Source organism: Campylobacter peloridis LMG 23910 (genome assembly GCF_000816785.1).
Lineage (GTDB): Bacteria > Campylobacterota > Campylobacteria > Campylobacterales > Campylobacteraceae > Campylobacter_D > Campylobacter_D peloridis.
On the sequence record NZ_CP007766.1, the window covers coordinates 1438598 to 1460673 of the forward strand.

Sequence of the window (22076 nt, forward strand, 5' to 3'; positions counted from 1 at the left end):
TTTATTTTAATTATTATATAAATTTCATTATAAAAAAGTTATAATTTTATAATTTTTTCTTAAGGTTTAAGATGAACAAATTTAGAAATTTTCCACCCATAAATACACTTATAAATGATAAAAACTTAGTTAAATATCCTTTATATTTAAGAGCATATTTTGCAAAAATAGTTGTTTCAAATTGTAAAAAAGAGCTTAGTAAAAATACCAATTTGAATTTTACCTTACAAGATTTACTTGCAAAAATTATCCAAAACATTGATGATTTTTTAAACTCACAAAGTCAAAGTTTAATTAATGCTAGTGGAGTTATCATACATACAAACCTTGGTCGTAGCATTATTGATGAGAGTATTTTTGAAAGAACTAAAGAAATCATTTGTTCTTATTCTAATTTAGAATTTAACATGCAAACTGGCAAAAGAGGCTCAAGGTATGATGCATTAAGTGCGAATTTAAAAATTTTATTTGATTGTGAGGATTGTTTGGTTGTTAATAACAACGCCTCAGCTGTATTTTTAATCTTAAACACCTTAGCAAAAAATAATGAAGTTATTACTTCAAGAAGTGAATTAGTAGAAATTGGAGGAAATTTTAGAATACCTGAAGTAATGCTTGCTGCTGGAGTAAATTTAAAAGAGATAGGCACAACCAACAAAACACATTTGTATGATTATGAAAATGCTATCAATGAAAATACTAAGATGATTTTAAAAACACATCGTTCTAATTTTGCTTTTAAAGGTTTTTTTGAAGAGGTTAATTTAAAAGAAATTTATACTTTAGCAAAAAAGAAAAAACTCATATCTTATTATGATTTAGGTTCTGGTTGGTGTGAAAAAATTAACAAACAACTTAGCAAAAACGAGCCAAGTGTAAAAGAACTTTTAAAACATTGTGATATTTTAAGTTTTAGTGGAGATAAACTTTTTGGATCTACTCAAGCAGGCATTATACTTGGAAAGAAAAAATACATTCAACAACTAAAGAAAAATCAACTCTTAAGAATGTTAAGAGTTGATAAAATTACTCTTGCTTTTTTAAATGAAACCACTAAAGCTTACCTAGAAAAAGAGTATGAAAAAATTCCCACATTAAAACTTTTAAATGATGATTTAAAAACCATAGAAAAAAAAGCACTCTTTGTTAAAGAAAATATTCCTATAAAATGTGAGTTAAAATCTTCAAAAAGTTTAGTAGGTGGTGGTTCTATGCCTGATAAAAGCTTGGATACTTTTGTGCTAAGTTTTGATGAAAAAGCTTTGATTTTACAAGAAAAATTTAGAAAAAAAGGTGTGATTGGACGCGTTGAAAATGAGCATTTTGTGCTAGATTTTAGAAGCATTTTGGAAAAAGATTTAAACAAAATGATAAGTATTATTAAAGAGGTATTTCATGCATAGTATTATCATAGGCACTGCTGGGCATATTGATCATGGAAAAACTTCGCTTATTAAAGCTATAAATGGCTTTGAAGGTGATGATTTAAAAGAAGAGCAAGAAAAAGGCATTACGATTAATCTTAGCTTTTCAAACTTAAAAAGTGAAAAATTAAACATTGCTTTTATTGATGTACCTGGACATGAAAGTTTAATCAAAACTATGATAAGCGGTGCTTTTGGCTTTAGAGTATGTATGTTTGTTATAGATATAAATGAGGGTTTAAAGGCTCAAAGCATAGAACATTTAAGAGTTTTAGAATTTTTAGGCGTAAAAGATGTAGTGCTTGTTTTAAGTAAGGTTGATTTATGTAAAGATTTAGCACAAAAACAAGAAAAACTTTTAAAAGAATTAAAAACATTTAAAATCAATATCTTAAAAGTTTTTTCAACTAGCATTTATGACGAACAAAGTATAGTGAATTTAAAAAAATACTTACTTAGTTTAAAGCCCAAAGAAAATGATGAAAATTTAATTTTTAGATACTATATAGATAGAGTTTTTTCACTCAAGGGTATAGGCACCATTGTAACTGGAAGCTTAAATGAAGGCAAGATTAGTAAAAATGAAAAAATCTTTTGTCTTGAAAATCAAAAAGAGCTTATTGTAAAAAATATACAAATTCATGAAGAAAATGCCTTAGAAGCAAAAGCTTACAATAGAGTTGCTTTGAGTTTAAATTGTGACTATCATGAGCTAAAAAAGGGCTTTATTCTCACTAAAAAAGGAATTTTTAAAAGCTTTAAAAGCATTGATAGTGTCGTTTTTACCACAGAAATTAAACACGGAAGTATTTTAGAATTTTGCAGTGGCTCAAAAAAACTTAATGCAAAAGTTAGCATTATTAAAGAATTTAGCGATAAAACTTATATAAATTTAGAATTTGAAAATGCTTTAGCTTTGTGTTTTGATGATAAATTTATCTTGCTTGAAAACGGGCGTGTTAAAAGTGGTGGAGTGGTATTAAACGCAGTGAGTGAGCCTTTAAAAAAGGATTTAAAAGCTAAATACTTAGCACTTTTAGAGCAAAAAGATTTTAAAAATGTATTTGAATTTTTAAAACAAACTCACAAACTTGGTTTTGGTTTGCTTTCAAGCTATCAACGCTTTAAACTCAATCATGAGCAAGCTTTAAATTTAGCTAAAAATTTAAATAATGTCTTTGTCGATGAGCAAGCTTTAAATGTATATGATTTAAAAGCTATGCAAATATTAAAAGAATTTATTGATTTTATTTTCTCTAAAAATCCTTATGCTTTAATCTCGCCTCATTCTATAGTCTTAAGACTTTCTTGGGCAAGTGAGAGCTTTTGTGCTTATACATTCAAACAAATGCAAGAAAAATTAGATTTTAAAGATGGCATATGGTTTTTAAAAGGGCAAAATTATGAAAAATTACAAGAAAAGGCTCATTGTAAGTTATATGAAATTTTAAAAAAAGAAGGTATAAAACCGACTGCACCTTATAATCTTTATGAACATTTAGAACTTGATAGAAAAAATGGAGATTTGATTTTAAAAAAACTCACTAAAGAAAATAAAGTAAAAAGATTAGCACATAATCTTTTTATAGAAAAAAATGCTCTTGAAAATCTCATGCAAGAATTTTTAAAACTTTTGCAAAATCATCATTTAGATGTGGCTTTTGTAAAAAATCATTTTCAAATTTCAAGAAAATATGCTATTGCTTATTTAGAATACCTTGATAAAAACTACCCTCAAGTAACAAAAATAGAAGAAAAAAGAATGCTTAAAGATTAAACATTAAAACTAAAATTTTATAATACATAAAAATTTAAAATAAAGGAAAATAATGAAAAAATCTTTAGCTCTTTTAACTCTTGCTAGCTCTTTATTTGCTGCAAGCAATGAAGAAATTATCAATTTTTTTAAAAAAAATCCAAATTTATCAAATGCAAGCATTAGTGTTTCTAGTAGAGAAAAAATTCCTGATACTAACTTTGAAGCTGTTATAGTTAATTTTGAAATTGCTGGCAAAAGTTTTCAAGAAATCATTTTTACTCAAGCAAATATCATTACAACCGAAGTAATTGATGTAAAAAAAGGTGAGTTTTATTCTCAAGTTTATCAAGCTAAACTAATGGAAAAACAACAAGCTGAATTTGCTAAAAAGGCATTGGTTGAACTTAAAAAAGAAACAATGTTTGTTTCTTTAGGAGATCCAAAAAAACCATTGCTTTATGTATTTAGCGATCCTGAATGTCCATATTGTAGAATGCATTTGGATAAAATAGAAGAAACATTAAAAACCCATCAAGTTAAATTCATATTAACACCTATTCATGAACTTAGTGCTTTTGAAAAATCAGCTCTTATTTACAAAGAAAGTAAAAATGCTAAAAACGATGCACAAAAAATTGCTATCATGCAAAAATACTACGATAAAGATATAAAAGATTACAAAAAACCTAGCGATGCTGAAGTAAAAGCAGTGAAAGAAACTTTTGCTAAATACTCTAAACTTGGCCTTCGTGCTGTTCCAACTATAGTCGATGCTCAAAAATAATCTTTTAATCCTTGTGTTTGCACTTTTTATAAGTGCTTGCACAGGTCCTATGCAAACTTTCATCCAAACAAATAATGAAGGTATATTTTTACATGCTAGTAAAAATCAGAGTTTTTCTATAATTATCAACAACCCTTCAAAAATAAAAACTAATTTAGAAACAAAAATCATTCATAAATTGCAAAATTTAGGCTTTGTCTTAAATAAAGAAAAAAGCGATTATACAATTTATATCAATATAGTAGATTTTAAGAAATTTTCTTATGCTCAAAGACTGCGTTCTTCTGCTGCAAGGTTTTTTTACAATGATTTTGATAAAATAGACGATGTTTTTGAGGTAGAAATTGAAAATTATTATCTTATGCAAGCAAATTTACAAGTTATTTCTAAATATTCTACTCAAAGCACTTCACTTTTAGCAAGAACTGCTTATCTTAGTGATATAAATAGAGCCAAAGAGTCTTTAGAAGAAAAAATAGCTAATCAAATAGCAAGCTTTTTTTATATTAAAGATGGCATTTAAGCCATCTTTTTTAAATATAACCATGATCAATCATCGCATCAGCAACTTTTTTAAAACCTGCTATATTTGAACCTACTACTAAATTTCCTTCATGATTATAAGCTTTTGCACATTCATATGAATTTTCAAAAATATTTTTCATAATTTTATGCAATTTTGCATCAACTTCTTCAAAACTCCATTGACACATACTTGCATTTTGTTGCATTTCAAGTTGAGAAGTAGCTACCCCGCCTGCATTTGCAGCCTTAGCTGGAGCAAATAAAAAGTCTTTTTGATTTAACATAAAATCAATTGCTTCAAGTGTGCTTGGCATATTAGCTCCCTCTGCTACCATACGACAACCATTATGATACAAAGTTTTAACATCTTCTAAATTTAATTCATTTTGTGTAGCACTTGGAAAAGCTATATCACAAGGTATACTCCATACTCCATTACAACCTTGTTTATATGCACTTTTTGGAGTGAAAATGGCACCTTTTTTAAGTGCTGCATAATCGCTCACTCTAGCTCTTTTTACTTCTTTAATTTCTTTTAATAATTCTAAATCTATTCCCTCTTTATCATAAACAAAACCATCACTATCACTTATTGTGATTGCTTTTGCACCAAGTTGATTAAGTTTTTCTATAGTATAAATTGCTACATTACCACTGCCTGAAATAGCACATTCTTTTCCTTCTAATGCATTGTTATACTTTGCTAGCATTTCTTGAGTAAAATACACACAACCATATCCTGTTGCTTCTGTTCTTGCTAAACTTCCACCCCATGGAATTTTCTTCCCTGTTAAAGTTCCATCAAAATTAGAGCTAATTTTCTTATATGCTCCAAACATATATCCAATTTCTCTAGCACCAACCCCTATATCACCAGCAGGAACATCGGTATTTGCACCTATGATTTTTGAAAGTTCAGCCATAAAAGCTTGACAAAAACGCATAATCTCTGCTTCACTTTTACCCTTAGGATCAAAATTTGCCCCACCCTTAGCTCCGCCTATCATTAAACCTGTTAAAGAATTTTTAAAAATTTGTTCAAAGCCTAAAAATTTCAAAACATCTAAGTTTACACTAGGATGAAATCTAAGTCCACCTTTGTAAGGACCTAAACTAGAGTTAAACTGCACTCTATAGCCAAAATGCGTTTGGGCTTTACCTGCATCATTGATATATACAACTCTAAATATAGTTGTTTTTTCAGGCATAACAATGCGTTCTAATATAGCATGATCTTGATAAGTTTTATTTGATTCTAGCAAAGGTTCTAAAGAATTTAATACCTCAGTAGCTGCTTGAAAAAAAATAGGTTGTCTTGGAGAGATTGTTTGAATTTTTTCTAAAGTTTCATTGATGTATTGCTTAGCTACGCCCATAAAATGTCCTTTTTATAGTATCTTGTTTTTTGTTTTAGCTAAAAAAATTTTTAGCGCCTGTTGCTCCTTTGTTCCTATTTTATAATAAATCAACCTTAAATATGCAGTAATTTCTTTTTGGGAAAGATTTCTTGTTTTAGAATATTCTAGTAAAATGTATTGTGGAATAAAAATTTTACTATTAATAAATTTTTTCATCATCTTTTTATAAATGGAGAAATTTTTTATACAAGAAAAACGCGCAAAAACAAAAGGTAAATTTGTTTTCTCATACCAAAGCTCACATAAATCAATATAATCTTGTGGATTTTGCAAGTAAAGTTTTAAAGCCTTATCACCGATGATAACCTCCCCTTTTTGCTTTAAAACTTTTGCTAAGGCATTAGAAGTTGCAGAACTTGCGTCTTCTTTGCTTTGAGAATGTTTTTTAACTAAAACGCTTTTTACTTTTTTATTTGCACAAATTCCAATATTTAAAGTTTTGTATTTTTTTCTACCACTTTCAATACTTGAAATAATCGCCGCATCAATGCGTTTATAATACAAAGAGCGATTTAGTTTGCTAGGAACCCCTTTTTTGTATTCTGTAGTTTGCTTAACATAGCTAGGAAATGGAGTTTTTTTTAGATAAATATGTAAAGGGAGTAAATTTAGATAATCTATCTTTCCAAAAACCATCTTTACCTTTCTATATTAAGTTTTAATATCCTATAAAAAATTATCTTAAATATAAATTAAATTAAATAAAAATATCATCATTGTTAAAATTTATATAATTAAGCACATAAAAATACAAATTTCAGTTTTATTCTTAAAATAAAATTGAGTATATAAATTTAAAAAATATAATGAGATGTTCCAATAAAAAGAAGTTTTATTTAAAATAATATTTTAAATAAAACTTAATATATAAAATTATTGTAAGCTAGATAAGTATTTTTGATAATCAAATTCTTTGATTAAAGCTACACCATCTTCTACCGCAGCCTTTGCCACTGCAGCACTAACCACAGCTTTAACCCTACTATCAAATGGTTTTGGTATAACATAATCTCTACCAAATTTAAGTTCTTCTACTCCATAAGCTTGTTTAACCTCATCACTTACTGGAAGTTTTGCTAAATCAGCCAAAGCTTTAGCAGCAGCTACTTTCATATTTTCAGTAATTTTAGTCGCTCTAACATCCAAAGCTCCTCTAAAGATAAAAGGAAATCCTAAGACATTGTTAATTTGATTAGGATAATCACTTCTACCTGTTCCCACAATAGCATCACTTCTAACTCTTTTAACATCTTCTGGCATTACTTCAGGCACAGGATTAGCTAGTGCAAAAATTACTGGATCTTTTGCCATACTTAAAATCATCTCATCATCTAAAATCTTAGGTGCACTTAAACCCAAAAACATATCAGCATCTTTTAAAGCTTCTCTTAAAGTGCTATCTTTGGTATCGCTTACAAATTCTAGTTTATATTTATTCAAATCATTTCTTTGAGTGTTTATTACACTTTTGCTATCTACTAAAACTATATTTTTTACACCTAAATTTCTATACATTCTAGCACTTGCAATACCTGCTGCACCTGCTCCACTTACTACAACTTTAATATCTTCAAATTTTTTACCACTAATTTCCATAGCATTCATTAATCCTGCTGTAGAAATAATAGCCGTTCCATGCTGATCATCATGCATTACAGGAATTCCAAGATCTTGCAAAGCAGCTTCTATTTCAAAACACTTTGGTGCGGCAATATCTTCAAGATTGATTCCACCAAAAGTTGGAGCTATAGCCTTGCAAAAATTTACGATTTCATCCACACTATGTGCGTTTATCTCTAAATCATAAGCACTTACATTAGCAAATTTTTTAAACAAGCAAGCTTTTCCTTCCATTACTGGTTTGCTTGCACTTGCTCCTATATTTCCAAGTCCTAAAACCGCACTACCATCGCTTACTATAGCCACTAAATTTGCTTTATTAGTGTATTTATATGCTAAAGTCTCATCTTTTGCTATTTCAATGCAAGGTTCAGCAACCCCTGGAGAATAAGCCAAAGATAAATCATGGGCACTATCCATAGGCTTTCTAGCTATGATATCTACTTTACCACCTAAGTGATATTCTAAAGCTTCTTCTTTTAAATTCATTTCTTCCCCTTTGTGTAATTTAGTAAATTTTCTATCCTAAGCTTGGCCTTTTGCACTCCTAAAAATTCTAATACTTCAAATATACTAGGACTTACTGAGCTTCCTGTGAGTGCAATGCGTATGGCTTGGGCTAGATCTTTTAATTTAAGGTCATTTTCTTCTAAAAATTGCTTAGTTAATTCTTCGAATTCACAAGCACTTTTTTGCTCGTTTAAAACCTTAGCGTATTTTTCCAAACAAGCTAAATTTGTTTCATTAAGAAATTTATCTATAGCCTTTTGATCGTATTCTTTTGGTTCATTTAGTAACACTTTAGCCCCGCTAATAATATCATGCAAGGTTTTAGCTCTTTCTCTTAGCATATCTAATAAAAATCCTGCTTTTTCATATTGTCCCAAATCAAAGCCAAGTTCTTTTAATTGTCTGTTGATTTCTTCAAAAGGCAAGGTTTTAATATAATGGGCATTAAGCCATTCTAATTTTTTAAAATTATAACAAGAAGCACTTTTGTTAATATGATTTGGATCAAAAAGTTCTTGCATTTTTTCTAAAGAAAAAACCTCATCATCACCATGGCTCCAACCAAGTCTTACTAAAAAATTTAACAAAGCTTGTGGTAAAATTCCCATGTTTTTGTATTCCATAACATCAGTTGCCCCGTGGCGCTTAGAAAGTTTTTTGCCATCTTCACCATGTATCATAGCCAAATGGTAAAATTTAGGAATTTCAAAGCCCAATGCCTCATAAAGCACAATTTGCTTAGGTGTATTTGAAAGATGATCATCTCCTCTTATAACATCACTCACGCCCATTAACGCATCATCAATTACAACGGTTAAATTATAAATTGGGCTACCATCGCTTCTTGCGATTATAAAATCATCTAAAATATCTTCAGCTTTAAAGCTTACCTCACCTTTAACCCCATCAATAAATTTAATCTCACCACTTTGTGGGGCTTTAATACGCACCACAGGCTCAATGCCACTTGGCGGAGTTCCTTTAAAATCCCTATATCTTCCATCATATTTTGGGCGTTCTTTGGCCGCTTCTTGCTTAGCTCTTAACTCATCAAGCTCTTCTTTGCTCATATAACAATAATAAGCTTTGCCCTCATCTAATAACTTTTGAATGTATTTTTTATAAATATCAAATCTTTGGGATTGATATTCAATAACCCCATCATAATCAAGCCCGCACCACTTAAAAGCCTCTATAATAGCTTGCGTTGCTTCTTGTGAATTTCTTTTTAAGTCCGTATCTTCAATACGCAATAAAAACTTACCCTTATTTTTTCTTGCATAAAGATAATTATATAAAGCAGTTCTTAAGCCACCAATGTGCAAATATCCTGTCGGAGAGGGAGCAAAACGCGTAGTAATTTCTTGCATATTTTTACCTTTTTTAAATTTTTATTGTTATAATGCGATATTTACACTTAAATAAAGGTTTGATTATGAAAAAAATTTTTATATCTTGTTGTTTTATTGCTAGCATTTTATATGCACAAACCATAGGAGGAGTTGCTATGGTGGTTGAAGGTGAGCCTATTACACTTTATGATATAGAACAAACCATGAAGCAGTTAAATACTAATGATAAACAAAAGGCTATCACATTTTTAGTCGATGAAAAAATTCAACAAAATGAGGTAAAAAAATTAGGCATTTATGTAAGCACTTTTGAGCTTAATGAAAAACTAGCTCAAATTGCAAAAGGTAATAAAACAGACATTAATGGCTTACAAGCAAAAATGGAAAAAGATAAATTAAATTTTGAAACATTTAAAAATCAAGTTAAAAGAGATCTTGAAAAAGAAAAGTTATATAGAAGTATTATGCAAAATACAAAAGTAAATATAGATGATGAGACATTAAAATATTTCTATGAAAGCAATATAGATAAATTTAGTACTTTTTCTAATATAGATTTAGTTGTTTATAATTCAACTGAACCTGAACTTTTACAAAAAATTACGCAAAATCCAATGTTTAAAAACTCTCAAATCAAATCAAAAGCTATTAGTTTAAATGCTTCAAATATAGATCCAAGATTGCTAGCTTTATTAAACAATACCAAAATAGGAGAATTTACTCCAGTGTTAAATGGAGAAAATGCTTATATAGTGTATTTTGTAAAAGAAAAATATGGTAAAAACCCTATTGATTTTAATTTAATTAAAGATCAAGTAGCTAATGTTTATACGATAAATCAAAAAGAACAAGCACTTAAAAATTATCTTGATAAAATAAGAGCAAATGCACATATAGAAGAATTAAGATAGGTTTTACCTATCTTAATTTAATGTCTTGAAAGATAATTTGTATCGTAGTTGTTGTTGATAAAATCTGCATTATCCATCATAGCCAAATGAAAATCTTTTGTCGTTTTAATTCCACCTACGATAAGCTCTTGTAAGGCTATTTTCATTTTAGCAATAGCTGTATTTCTATCCTCACCCCAAACGACTAATTTTCCTATCATAGAATCATAATAAGGTGGAACACTATAATCTTGATAACAATGGCTTTCCATTCTTACATTGCGTCCTGCTGGAGCTACATATTTGGTGATTTTTCCTGGGCATGGTAAGAAAGTTTTAGAATCCTCAGCAGTAATTCTACACTCTATAGAATGCCCTTTAAGTTTGATTTCTTCTTGTTTTGGCAAAGGATAACCTTCAGCTACTTTTATCATTTGTTCAATTATATCTATTCCACTTACCATCTCACTAACACAATGCTCAACTTGCAAACGCGTATTCATTTCTATAAAATAAAAATCCAAATTTTTATCTACTAAAAATTCAAAAGTTCCCGCACCCTCATAATCAATGGCCTTAGCAGCTTTTACCGCTGTTTCATGGAGTCTTTTTCTTGTTTTTTCATCAAGTAAAATCGCAGGAGATTCTTCTATAAGTTTTTGATGGCGTCTTTGCATAGAACAATCTCTTTCGCCTATATGTATAACATTGCCAAAGCTATCGCCTATAACTTGCACTTCTATATGGCGTGGATTTTGAATGTATTTTTCCATATACATTGTTCCATCGCCAAAAGCACTCATAGCCTCACTTTCTGCCGACCAATAAGCTTTTTCTAAATCTTTTTCATCTTCAACCACACGCATACCACGGCCACCACCACCTGCTGCTGCTTTTAAAATAACTGGATAGCCTATTTCTTTTGCAAGTTTTTTAGCTGCTTCAACTCCACCTAAAGCCCCATCACTTCCTGGTATAACAGGCACACCTGCTCTTTGCATAACTTGTTTTGCTTTGCTTTTATCGCTCATTAATGCCATAGCAGCCACTGATGGACCTATGAATTTGATATTGTGCTTAGCACAAATTTCAACAAAATTTTGATTTTCACTTAAAAATCCATACCCTGGAAAAATAGCATCAGCTTCGCTTATTTCAGCTGCACTTATAATAGCTGGAATGTTAAGATAGCTTTCTGAACTTCTAGCATTACCTATACAAATACTAGCATCAGCATATTTTAAATAAAGTGCGTCTTTATCAGCAGTAGAATACACACAAATTGCTTTTTTTCCCATTTCTTTAATGGTTCTTAAAGCTCTTAATGCAATTTCTCCACGATTTGCAATTAAAACTCTTTTAATTTCCATTTTATAATTTCTCCACCACAAATAAAGGCATGCCAAATTCTACAGGTTGGCCATCAGCTACTAAAACTTCTACTATCCTACAATCGTATTCAGCTTCGATTTCATTCATAATTTTCATTGCTTCAATAATTGCTATAGTGCTTCCTTTTTTAATGGTTTGTCCCACTTTAGCAAAAGGTGCTGCACCTGGACTTGGAGCTTGATAAAAAGTTCCTACCATAGGGCTATTAATAGTTGGTTTATTAGAAGAGGTTGAGTTTGCTTTAGTCTCATTTACGACATTTACATTGATTGGTTGTGGAGCTGGAGCAACTGGGGTTGGGGTTGGTAATTCACAACATAAATCTTTTTCTAGTTCTATTTCAAATCCATCTTGTTCTTTTATTTTAATTTTACTTATGCTTGCTTCTGCGAAAAGTTGCATTAGTTCTTTGATTTCTTCTTTTGTCATATATTCTCCTTAATTTATAAGACTTAATTTATAATTATATATAAAAATACTAAAAATAAGTTCAATTATTTATTTTTTACTTTTATTTTAAGATATAATTTAAAAATTCACTTTGCTTATAAAGGATAAAAATGGGCTTAAAAGCAGATAATTGGATCAAAAAAATGGCATTAGAGCACAATATGATAGAGCCATTTTGTGAAGCAAATATAGGAAAAGGTATAGTAAGTTATGGGCTTTCAAGCTATGGGTATGATATAAGAGTTGGAAGAGAATTTAAAATTTTTACTAATGTAAATTCCACTGTGGTTGATCCTAAAAATTTCGTAGAAGAAAATGTAGTTGATTTTGTAGGTGATGTATGTATAGTGCCTGCAAATTCTTTCGCACTTGCAAGAACGGTGGAGTATTTTAAAATGCCAAATGATGTTTTAGCAATTTGTCTTGGCAAAAGCACTTATGCAAGATGTGGAATTATAGTCAATGTCACACCTTTTGAACCAGGTTTTGAAGGGCATATCACTATAGAAATTTCAAACACCACTCCCCTTCCTGCAAAAATTTATGCAAATGAAGGCATAGCTCAGGTTTTATTTTTACAAGGAGATGAACCTTGTGATGTAACATATGCTGATAAAAAAGGCAAATACCAAGCCCAAACAGGTATAACCTTGCCAAGAATTTTAAAATAATTTTATTTTTAGACGATTTAAATTTAGTTATTTTGTTAGGAAAAATTATGTTTAATGGAAAAAGTATTTTAATCACCGGTGGCACAGGAAGTTTTGGAAAAACTTATACTAAAACCTTACTTCAAAAATACAAACCCAAAAAAATCATCATTTACTCACGCGATGAATTAAAACAATTTGAAATGGCAAGAAAATTTAATGATGCTTGCATGCGTTATTTCATAGGCGATGTAAGGGACAAAGAAAGATTAAGCGTGGCTATGAAAGATGTAGATTTTGTAATACACGCAGCTGCTATGAAACATGTGCCAATTGCAGAATACAACCCTATGGAATGTATAAAAACAAATATAAATGGTGCGCAAAATGTAATCGATGCATGTTTAGAAAATAATGTTCAAAAATGTATAGCGCTTTCTACTGATAAAGCTTGCAATCCTATCAATTTATACGGAGCCACAAAACTTGCAAGCGATAAGCTTTTTGTAGCAGCAAACAACATTGCAGGAAATTCCCATACTAAATTTAGCGTTACAAGATATGGCAATGTAGTGGGTTCAAGAGGTTCTGTTGTGCCATTTTTTAAAAAACTCATTAGCGAAGGTGCCAAAGAACTACCTATAACCGATGAAAGAATGACAAGATTTTGGATATCTTTAGAAGATGGGGTTAATTTTGTTTTAAATAATTTTGAAATTATGCAAGGTGGAGAAGTTTTCGTCCCTAAAATTCCATCTATGAAAATAACAGACTTAGCAAAAACTATGGCACCAAATTTAAATCATAAAATCATAGGCATAAGAGCAGGTGAAAAACTGCATGAGATTATGATTTCAAGCGATGATAGCCATTTAACCTATGAATTTGAAAAATACTATGCCATTAGCCCAAGCATTAAATTTACAAATACCGAAACTGACTTTAGCACCAACGCAAAAGGACAAAAAGGCAAAAAAGTCGCTAATGGTTTTTCTTATAGTTCAGATAATAACAAAGAATGGATTAGCCAAGAAGAGCTTTTAAACATAATAAATCACACAGAGCTTGAAAAATGATAACCTATTCTCACCAAAGCATAGATCAAGATGATATAAAAGCTGTAATTGATGCTTTAAAAGATGAATTTTTAACAGGTGGCAAAAAGGTAGAAGAATTTGAAAACGCACTTTGTGAATATGTAGGCGTAAAATATGCTTGTGTGCTAAATTCAGCAACTTCGGCTTTACATCTTGCATATTTATCTTTAAATGTTGAAAATAAAATAGTTTTAACAACTCCAATTACATTTGCCGCTACTGCAAATGCAGCTTTAATGGCAAATGCTAAAGTAGAATTTATAGATATCAAAAGTGATGGAAATATAGATCCATCTAAATTAGAACAAAGATTAAACAAAAATAGCGATGATATAGGTGCAATATGTGTTGTTGATTATGCTGGCAATAGCGTAGAAATGGATGAAATTTTAACACTAGCTAAAAAATATAATATACCTTTGATAGATGATGCAAGCCATGCTTTAGGAAGTATTTACAAAAATGAAAAAGTAGGAAGCAAAGCTGATTTGGGAATTTTTTCTTTTCATCCTGTTAAGCCAATTACTACCTTTGAAGGTGGAGCTGTAGTAAGCAATAACGAAGAATTAATCAAAAAAATAAAATTATTAAGATCTCATGGAATTTACAAAAAAAGACTATGGGATAGCGATATGATAGATCTAGGATATAATTATCGCTTAAGTGATGTAGCTTGTGCTTTAGGTATAAATCAGCTTAAAAAACTTGATAAAATGATAGAAAAAAGAGAAGAAATAGCTAGTTTTTATGATGAAGAATTTAGGCAAAATCCATTTTTTAGCACTATAAAAATCAAAGATTATAAAAAAAGCTCAAGACATTTATATCCAATATTGCTTTATCCTGAATTTTATTGTCAAAAAGAAATAATATTTGAAAAACTAATAAATGCTGGCATAGGAGTGCAAGTGCATTATAAACCAACTTATGAATTTAGTTTTTATAAAAATTTATACAAAAATTTATATTTAGAAAATGCTGATAATTTTTATAAAGCAGAGCTTAGCATACCATGCCATCAAGAGATGAGTTTAAAAGATGCAAAATTTATAAAAGAAAAATTATTTGAAATTTTACAAAATTCAAAGAAAGATTGCGATGTATAATCTAGCTAAAAAACTTTTTCCTATATGTAGAAGCATTACAGGAGATGGCTTTAGGCAAAGTTTGAAAATACTTGATGATGCTATGGGAGGGGGTATATTAAAAATTCACTCTATAGCAAGTGGGAGTAAAGTATTTGACTGGGAAGTGCCGGCTGAATGGCAAATAAACGATGCTTATATAATCACTCCAAATGGTGAGAAAATTTGTGATTTTAAGCAAAATAATCTCCATGTTTTAAACTATAGTATAGGTATGGATACAGAACTTGATCTAGCAAGTTTGCAAGAGCACCTTTACTCTATAGAGGAAATGCCTGATGCTATTCCTTATGTGACTAGCTATTATAAAAAACGCTGGGGATTTTGCATAAAACATGAAGATAGGGTTAAACTAAAAGAAGGAAAATACAAAGTTTTTATAGATGCAAAGCACCATGAAAATGGAGTTTTAAATTATGCTGATTTTATAATACCTAGCACTCAAAATTGTAAAGAAGAAATTTTAATCTCTGCTTATCTTTGTCATCCATCTATGGCAAATAACGAACTAAGTAGTCCTATAGTAGCTGCATTTTTAGCTAAATGGCTTTTAGAGCAAAAACAAAGAAAATATAATTATCGTTTTATTTTTGCTCCTGAAACTATAGGTAGCATAGTTTATATAAATAAACATTTAAAACATTTACAAAAATACACAAAAGCTGGTTTTGCACTTTCATGCATAGGTGATGATAATGCTTACTCGCTTATTCACACACCAAATGAGAATACCATAGCCGATAAAGTTGCTCTACATACTTTAAAAAATAAACAAAATTTCAAAGAATTTAGTTTTTTATATAGAGGTGGTAATGAAAGACAATATTGCTCGCCTTTGGTAAATTTACCTGTAGTTGGAATTTGTAGAACTAGATTTGGCGATTATAAACAATATCACACAAGCAAAGATGATCTAAGCTTTATAAGTGAAAAAGGCTTGCAAGGTGGATTAAACGCTATGCAAGAAATCATTATGAATTTAGAAGTTAATGAAATTTATAAAAACACAATAATTTGCGAACCAAATTTGGGAAAGAGAGGATTATATCATACAATTAATACAAATTCAACAAACAAGAGACATTTGTCGGCTGATTTTTTAGCCTATTGTGATGGTAAAAATGACGTTTTAGATATAGCAAATAAATTAAATTTACAAGGCTATGAATTAAAAGATTTGATAGAAAAATTAAATGAAAATAAACTAATAAAATCTATATAGAAAGGATTAAAATGCAAATTTCAATGCAAAATATTAAAACTTTATTTGAAAATATAGGTAGATTTGATATTGATGAAAATATACAAGACTTAGTTGATGATGATATTATAGATAGTGTAGATATGATGAAACTCATAATGGAAATTGAAAATTTCTTCAATAAGCCATTAAATGCTAAATTTATCACACCAAATAATTTTAAAAATTTTCAAAGTATTCAGCAAATGCTAAATCAAGCTATGAATTAATTTATAAAATATTTACTAAATCTATCATGATATTTTTGTTCTAAAATATCATATAGATTTTGAATTTTATTTATAAAATCATCATTTCTATATGCTTTCAATGTCATAGAATTTATCTCTTGCATGGCAAAAAAATCATATTTCTCATTTTCACTCATCTCATCAATATACATTTCTTTTCCATAGTATTCATAAATGTATTTTTTCAATGCTTCTTCAATATATTCTAAAGCTTTAAAAATAAAAATCATAATAGGTTCTTTTTGAAGTACTTTAGTATTTTCGTAAAAAGTTTTTATAAATTCTTCTTCAGCAGTATGAGTTATTGTGCAAAAATTATTTTTTTTATGCTTATAAAAAATATCAAACAAGGCACAAGGTTTTACTCCTAAAAAATTACCATCAAAATCAACACTTGGATAATAAGGATATAATTTACAAATCAATGGTCTTAAATTATGTGGATTACAAATACCATTTAAAGAACATTTTACAAAATAAACAACCAACTTCTTTTTGTTTTTTAGCTCATAAATGACTTGATTATGGTTACTTAAGTTGGTATTTCCTGCTTTTACTAACGACAAGTATTCAGCCTCAATCATAGGCAAAATAACATCACTAGATGTATTAAACTTGAAATATTTTGCATAAATATTATGGCAACATCCTCCATTGCAAGTCATATAGCATTTTGGCGCTAAAATGAATTCTTTACCATGTAAAATATCAAAAAAATTATCCATATTTTTCCTTAATTTATATAATCTCTAATTCAAATTTATTGTGTTTATCTTTAAAAACAAAAGTTTTTTCTCCGCAAGGATATTCTATACTATCTTGTTTTAATCCAAAATACTTTCCTTGAAATTGTTCTAATAATCTTGGCAATTCCTTTTTAAATAAAGCTTTCATTGTGATGCCACCGCCATGATTAGAATGTTTAATAAATTCTCCATCAATATCATCATCTTTAATTAAATGAAATTCTACATCATAACCTATAGTTTGATAAATTTGCATTAGCTGAATTTTATCATTGACAGGACTCATTAAATCAGTTGAACTATGATAGCTAATGTATTTTATATTTTTACTTTTATTTGCTTGAATTGTTAAATGAGTAGGATTTAATAAAGCTCTAATCATATAATTTTCATTTTTAAAACAATAAGGAGAATTTGGATTAGCATTCCAATGTGTTTTTAAAAAACAACCTATTTTCATATTTTGCTTGTTAATTAAAAATTCTATTTCGTTTAAATCTCTTCCTATAATATATCGGAGCAAAAGCAAAGCTTCTCCAGAATTATCTAAAACACCATCAACATGCCAAGGAGCTATCTTTGAAATAAGAAGCGCTAGATAACCTCCGTATGACCCCCCCCCATAAATTTTTGGTAAAACTTTAAATTCAGGATGTTTTTTTATTATATCTTTTAAAGCATTTATGTGATCAATTGCAGCCATAATGCCATAATTTTGATATTCGTTATTAGGGGGAATTAAAGTAGCATTGATATTTATCTGAAAATCTTTTTCTATGTGATTAGCATTTTTTAAATTTTGTATATAATCATTTAAACTATTTATTAAATATCCCGCTGTATTAACATTGATTTCATCAGCACTTAAATTCATTCTATCTAAAGAATTTTTCAAAAATTCCAAGTCATTTTCTGTGATCATTGTCTTAGCACTATAATCAACCTCATCTCCTGTTCTTGCTCCAAAGCACCAGTAAATCACATTAACCACAATAACATTAAATTTTTGTGCAATATATTGTCTATCAAATTCCATCATTGATACACTTGATCCATAAGCACCTATCATAAAAACAATTGCTTGCATTTGCTTACTATCATCATAAGTGATTCTGTATTCTAATTTACTTTCTCTTTTTATTCCAAGTTCTATATCATCACAAGAGTCTATGAAATAAGTTTCATTTTTTAACATAATTTTCTTTCTTAATTGCAATTTATTATGATATTATAACCAATTAAATATTCAATCAAAGAAAGTCATGAAATATATACTTAAATATAACAATAAAAAATATTCAAATATAGATTTAATAAATACTTTTTATGAATTAGATATAAAAAAAAGGTGATATTTTATGTGTTCATACAGAATTATTTAATTTTGGAATTCCTTTACTTCCTAAGAATGAATTCTTACAAAGTATAATTGATTGTTTCTTTGAAGTTATAGGAAAAGAAGGAACGCTTATAATGCCTACTTTTACTTATAAATTTTGTAAAAATGGAATTTATGATAAATTAAATTCAAAAAGTGAAGTTGGAATTTTAAATGAATACTTTCGCAAATGGGGGGGGGTAAAAAGAACAAATGATCCTATTTTTTCTTTTGCTATAAAAGGTGAAAAAGAAAATTTATTTTTAAAAGATACTACAAGTTGTTTTGGAAAAGATTGTGTTTATGAAACACTTTATAAAAATGATGGAAAAATAATATTATTTGGAACTCATTTAGTAGGATATACTTTTACTCACTATATAGAAGAAGTAGCCAAAGTACCTTATAGATATTTTAAAAATTTTAAAGGTATTTTAATAGATGAAAATGGCATAAATCACGATAAAAATATAAATTATTATGTAAGATGTTTAGATAAAAATTCTTTAGTGTGCGAACAAAAGCAAATAAATATATTAAAACAAAACGATAATTTTAATATAATAAATTTTGCAAAATCTTGCATAGTTAGCATAGAAAGTAAAAAATATTTTTTAAATACGCTAAAATATTTAAAAAATAATCCAAATTATTTATTAAAGGAAATAGATGATAACTCATATAGCTGATTTTTTACAAAAAAGTGTTTTAAAATTTCCTGATAAGAAACTATTTGTAGAATTTAATGGCAAGAGTATAACTTATAAAGAATTTAATATTATCACAGATAAATTAGCAAGTAAAATAATAAATGAAAATATTTATAATAGCCCTATTTTAATAATATTACCAAAAAGTATAAATGCTTTAATATCTTTTTTTGGCACGGCAAAAAGTGGGAATTTTTATACCATACTTGATGAAAAAAGTCCCATAGAAAGAATAAATAAGGTAATAAAAATTTTAAAACCAAAATTACTTATTACCTCAAAAGATTTAAATATAAATTTAAACTTACCTACAATTTACACAGATGAATTTGAAGATTTTGACATAGATGAGCTAGCATTAAAAAATACAAAAGATAAGCATATAGATACTAATTTATTATATGTATTTTTTACAAGTGGAAGCACAGGAGTGCCAAAAGGAGTTAGCATAGCTCATAAAAGTGTGATTGATTATACTTTTTGGGTTTGTGAGAGTTTTAATTTTGATGAAAATCATATATTAGCAAATCAAGCTCCACTTTATTTTGATAATAGCATTTTAGATATATTCTCATCTATAAAAGTTGGTGCTACTTTGCATTTACTTCCTAATCATTTATTTGCTTTTCCAAATAAAATAATGGAATATTTAATCAATAATGAAGTAAATACTATATTTTGGGTGCCTTCTGTTTTGATATATTTTGCAAACACAAATGCTTTAAATGAAAAAACAAAATTAAATAAAATTTTATTTTGTGGCGAAATAATGCCAAATAAGCAATTAAACATATGGAGAAAATATTTGCCTGATGCTTTATTTGCAAATTTATATGGTCCTACTGAAATAACCGATGTTTGTTCTTACTACATAATAAATAGAAAATTTAGTGATGATGAGCTTTTGCCTATAGGAAAAGCTTGTAAAAATACCCAGCTTTTAGTATTTGATGAAAATTTAAATTTAATAACACCTGATAAAGTTGGCATAAAAGGTGAATTATATATAAGAGGATGTGGGCTTAGCTTAGGATATTATAATGATAAAGAAAAAACAAATAAAGCTTTTGTGCAAAATCCTTTGCATGATAATTATTTAGACTTAGTTTATAAAAGCGGTGATATAGTAGCTTATAATGAATTTGGTGAATTAATATGCTATGGAAGAATTGATAATCAAATAAAATATATGGGCCATAGAATAGAACTAGGAGAAATAGAAAGCATAATAAATTCTCATCAAGATATTAAAAATAGTGCTTGCATATTTAAAGAAGATATTATTTGTTTTTATGAAAGTGATAAAGAAATAAATTTTAAAGATTTTTTAAAAGATAAATTACCAACTTATATGCTACCTAAAAAATTTGTTAGAATAGAACAATTTGCTTTAAATGCAAATGGGAAGATTGATAGGAAAGTTTTAAGTGAAATGGTTTGAAAAAGAAGATACTCAAGCAATAATAATTAGTTTGAGCATCGTTACTTTTACCTCTACATTATGGATATTTAACTTACCATATATTTATAAATTTATAGATATCAAATTTATATCATGGAATTTTAATAGTATATTTCAAGTAATAACGCATTTTAATATTTTTTCGATTATATTATTATATGTATTTTTTATTTTATGTTTTGGTATTGCATTCTTTTTTTTAAAATATGATGTTAAAAAATATTTAATTAATTTTAGCATCATTTTTTTACTCTCCATTCTAACAAATTTTATCAGCTCACATGAATTAATTAAAGCTTGGAAATTAGAAACACCATTAATAGCTCTAATCATTGGACTTATAATTGGCAATATTTTTCAGTTTCCTACTTGGTTTAAAGACAGCCTAGTAACAGAATTTTATGTGAAAATAGGTATTGTATTAATGGGAGCAACACTACCATTAACTTTACTTATACAAGCAGGTTCTATAGCCATACTACAAGCTTGCATCATCACAATAATCACTTTTTGTTCAATATTTTTCATATCCACTAAATTATTTAAACTTGATCCTTGTTTTGGTGCTACATTAAGCGGAGGTGGCTCTATATGTGGAGTTAGTGCTGCTATAGTTATAGGAAATGCAGCTAAAGCTAAACAAGAATATATATCAGTAACTATTAGTATAGTAGTATTTTGGGCTATATTAATGATATTATTTTTACCTCTTTTATGTAAATTTCTAGAATTAGATGCTGGAGTTGCAGGAGCTTGGATAGGCACTTCAGAATTTGCTGACGCTGCTGGATTGGCTGCGGCTTCAGCCATAGGGGATGAAAGAGCGGTAGCTGCTTTTACATTAATAAAAGTTTTAGGGCGTGATATGTTTATTGGGATATGGGCTGTAATAGTAGCTTTTTTATCTATTGCTTTTTGGGAAAAAAATATATCTGAAAAAATTAGCCCGAAAATTATTTGGCAAAGATTTCCTATATTTATAGTAGGTTTTATCTTTATGTCTATCTTTACAAGTATTTTCATAATTTTGTTACAAAATCAAGGTAAAATTTATCAAGATGAAGTTTTATCAAATATAAAAAATTTCAGAAACTGGATTTTTATTTGGACTTTTTTATGTATAGGTTTAAGTGCAAATATTAAACAAATTTTATTTTTAGGCTACAAACCCTTGCTTGCTTTTAGTTTAGGGGTTGCTATTAATCTTCCTTTAGGTTTTGTTTTGTCTAATTATATTTTTGTTGATTTTTGGACTAATTTTTTAAAGTGAAAT

Annotated in this window: 20 protein-coding genes and 1 pseudogene; 13 read left to right on the forward strand and 8 right to left on the reverse strand. The window is 28.5% G+C overall.

From position 1 onward, the window contains the following. The first annotated feature begins 71 nt into the window (after positions 1–71). Genes selA through CPEL_RS07030 form a run of 4 tightly spaced genes read left to right on the forward strand, consistent with a single transcriptional unit; the run spans position 72 to position 4490 of the window. On the forward strand, positions 72–1403 hold the full coding sequence (selA, locus tag CPEL_RS07015; protein WP_044599215.1) for an L-seryl-tRNA(Sec) selenium transferase: 1332 nt from the start codon (positions 72–74) through the stop codon (positions 1401–1403). After that, entirely contained in the window at positions 1396–3201 is a 1806-nt protein-coding gene (gene selB / locus CPEL_RS07020; RefSeq protein ID WP_044599216.1) for a selenocysteine-specific translation elongation factor, read from the forward strand. The genes selA and selB overlap by 8 nt, the downstream gene beginning before the upstream one ends. A gap of 52 nt (positions 3202–3253) precedes the next feature. Then, positions 3254–3967: a bifunctional thiol oxidoreductase gene (locus CPEL_RS07025; RefSeq protein ID WP_044599217.1), complete on the forward strand. Its 714-nt coding sequence runs from the start codon at positions 3254–3256 to the stop codon at positions 3965–3967. Further along, positions 3954–4490, forward strand: coding sequence for a hypothetical protein (locus CPEL_RS07030; protein WP_044599218.1), 537 nt, complete (start codon positions 3954–3956; stop codon positions 4488–4490). Before CPEL_RS07025 ends, CPEL_RS07030 begins: the two co-directional genes overlap by 14 nt. 10 nt (positions 4491–4500) lie before the next feature. Here CPEL_RS07030 and gdhA read toward each other — a convergent pair whose 3' ends face one another. The 4 genes from gdhA to gltX all read right to left on the reverse strand — a co-directional run bounded on the left by gdhA (position 4501) and on the right by gltX (position 9410). Then, positions 4501–5868, reverse strand: coding sequence for an NADP-specific glutamate dehydrogenase (gene gdhA, locus CPEL_RS07035; protein WP_044599219.1), 1368 nt, complete (start codon positions 5866–5868; stop codon positions 4501–4503). A gap of 12 nt (positions 5869–5880) precedes the next feature. Next, positions 5881–6546, reverse strand: a complete 666-nt coding sequence (locus CPEL_RS07040) for a 6-amino-6-deoxyfutalosine synthase (protein WP_044599220.1) — start codon at positions 6544–6546, stop codon at positions 5881–5883. Positions 6547–6783: 237 nt separating this feature from the next. Then, positions 6784–8019 carry a malate oxidoreductase gene (locus CPEL_RS07045; protein ID WP_044599221.1) on the reverse strand — a complete coding sequence of 412 codons (1236 nt, stop codon included), beginning with the start codon at positions 8017–8019 and terminating at the stop codon, positions 6784–6786. Then, complete coding sequence (gltX, locus tag CPEL_RS07050; protein WP_044599222.1) at positions 8016–9410, reverse strand: glutamate--tRNA ligase; 1395 nt, start codon at positions 9408–9410, stop codon at positions 8016–8018. The genes CPEL_RS07045 and gltX overlap by 4 nt, the downstream gene beginning before the upstream one ends. A gap of 65 nt (positions 9411–9475) precedes the next feature. Here gltX and CPEL_RS07055 point away from each other — a divergent pair, with 65 nt between their 5' ends. After that, positions 9476–10303 (forward strand): SurA domain-containing protein, encoded by an 828-nt coding sequence (locus CPEL_RS07055; RefSeq protein ID WP_044599223.1) that lies wholly within the window; start codon positions 9476–9478, stop codon positions 10301–10303. A 17-nt stretch (positions 10304–10320) separates the two neighbouring features. Here CPEL_RS07055 and CPEL_RS07060 read toward each other — a convergent pair whose 3' ends face one another. Together CPEL_RS07060 and accB are read right to left on the reverse strand one after the other, a co-directional pair. Continuing rightward, the gene (locus CPEL_RS07060; RefSeq protein ID WP_044599224.1) at positions 10321–11652 is read right to left on the reverse strand and encodes an acetyl-CoA carboxylase biotin carboxylase subunit; all 1332 of its coding nucleotides are present in this window, start codon (positions 11650–11652) and stop codon (positions 10321–10323) included. 1 nt (position 11653) lies between these two features. Then, on the reverse strand, positions 11654–12103 hold the full coding sequence (gene accB, locus CPEL_RS07065) for an acetyl-CoA carboxylase biotin carboxyl carrier protein (RefSeq protein WP_044599225.1): 450 nt from the start codon (positions 12101–12103) through the stop codon (positions 11654–11656). Positions 12104–12234: 131 nt separating this feature from the next. Between accB and dcd the strand changes: the two genes are divergently transcribed. From dcd to CPEL_RS07090, 5 genes are read left to right on the forward strand one after another with little or no spacing between them, the layout of a single operon-like run. Then, positions 12235–12795 carry a dCTP deaminase gene (gene dcd / locus CPEL_RS07070; RefSeq protein ID WP_012661997.1) on the forward strand — a complete coding sequence of 187 codons (561 nt, stop codon included), beginning with the start codon at positions 12235–12237 and terminating at the stop codon, positions 12793–12795. Positions 12796–12842: 47 nt separating this feature from the next. Continuing rightward, complete coding sequence (pseB, locus tag CPEL_RS07075; RefSeq protein WP_044599226.1) at positions 12843–13850, forward strand: UDP-N-acetylglucosamine 4,6-dehydratase (inverting); 1008 nt, start codon at positions 12843–12845, stop codon at positions 13848–13850. Further along, positions 13847–14977, forward strand: a complete 1131-nt coding sequence (gene pseC / locus CPEL_RS07080; protein ID WP_044599227.1) for a UDP-4-amino-4,6-dideoxy-N-acetyl-beta-L-altrosamine transaminase — start codon at positions 13847–13849, stop codon at positions 14975–14977. The genes pseB and pseC overlap by 4 nt, the downstream gene beginning before the upstream one ends. Beyond that, positions 14970–16238, forward strand: coding sequence for a DUF2172 domain-containing protein (locus tag CPEL_RS07085; protein ID WP_044599228.1), 1269 nt, complete (start codon positions 14970–14972; stop codon positions 16236–16238). Before pseC ends, CPEL_RS07085 begins: the two co-directional genes overlap by 8 nt. Positions 16239–16249: 11 nt before the next feature. Continuing rightward, the gene (locus CPEL_RS07090; protein ID WP_414437343.1) at positions 16250–16486 is read left to right on the forward strand and encodes an acyl carrier protein; all 237 of its coding nucleotides are present in this window, start codon (positions 16250–16252) and stop codon (positions 16484–16486) included. Here CPEL_RS07090 and CPEL_RS07095 read toward each other — a convergent pair. Both CPEL_RS07095 and CPEL_RS07100 read right to left on the reverse strand, forming a co-directional pair. Further along, positions 16483–17232: a hypothetical protein gene (locus CPEL_RS07095; RefSeq protein WP_044599229.1), complete on the reverse strand. Its 750-nt coding sequence runs from the start codon at positions 17230–17232 to the stop codon at positions 16483–16485. The genes CPEL_RS07090 and CPEL_RS07095 overlap by 4 nt on opposite strands. A 13-nt stretch (positions 17233–17245) precedes the next feature. Then, a complete protein-coding gene (locus CPEL_RS07100; protein ID WP_044599230.1) occupies positions 17246–18448 on the reverse strand; it encodes a DUF2920 family protein in 1203 nt (400 codons plus the stop codon). Positions 18449–18515: 67 nt separating this feature from the next. Here CPEL_RS07100 and CPEL_RS07105 point away from each other — a divergent pair. The 3 genes and pseudogenes from CPEL_RS07105 to CPEL_RS07115 all read left to right on the forward strand — a co-directional run bounded on the left by CPEL_RS07105 (position 18516) and on the right by CPEL_RS07115 (position 22073). Next, a pseudogene (locus CPEL_RS07105) lies at positions 18516–19320 on the forward strand (AAC(3) family N-acetyltransferase). Further along, positions 19301–20782 carry an amino acid adenylation domain-containing protein gene (locus tag CPEL_RS07110; protein WP_044599231.1) on the forward strand — a complete coding sequence of 494 codons (1482 nt, stop codon included), beginning with the start codon at positions 19301–19303 and terminating at the stop codon, positions 20780–20782. Before CPEL_RS07105 ends, CPEL_RS07110 begins: the two are co-directional and overlap by 20 nt. Further along, positions 20769–22073, forward strand: a complete 1305-nt coding sequence (locus CPEL_RS07115; protein ID WP_044599232.1) for a YeiH family protein — start codon at positions 20769–20771, stop codon at positions 22071–22073. The genes CPEL_RS07110 and CPEL_RS07115 overlap by 14 nt, the downstream gene beginning before the upstream one ends. The last annotated feature ends 3 nt before the right edge of the window (positions 22074–22076 follow it).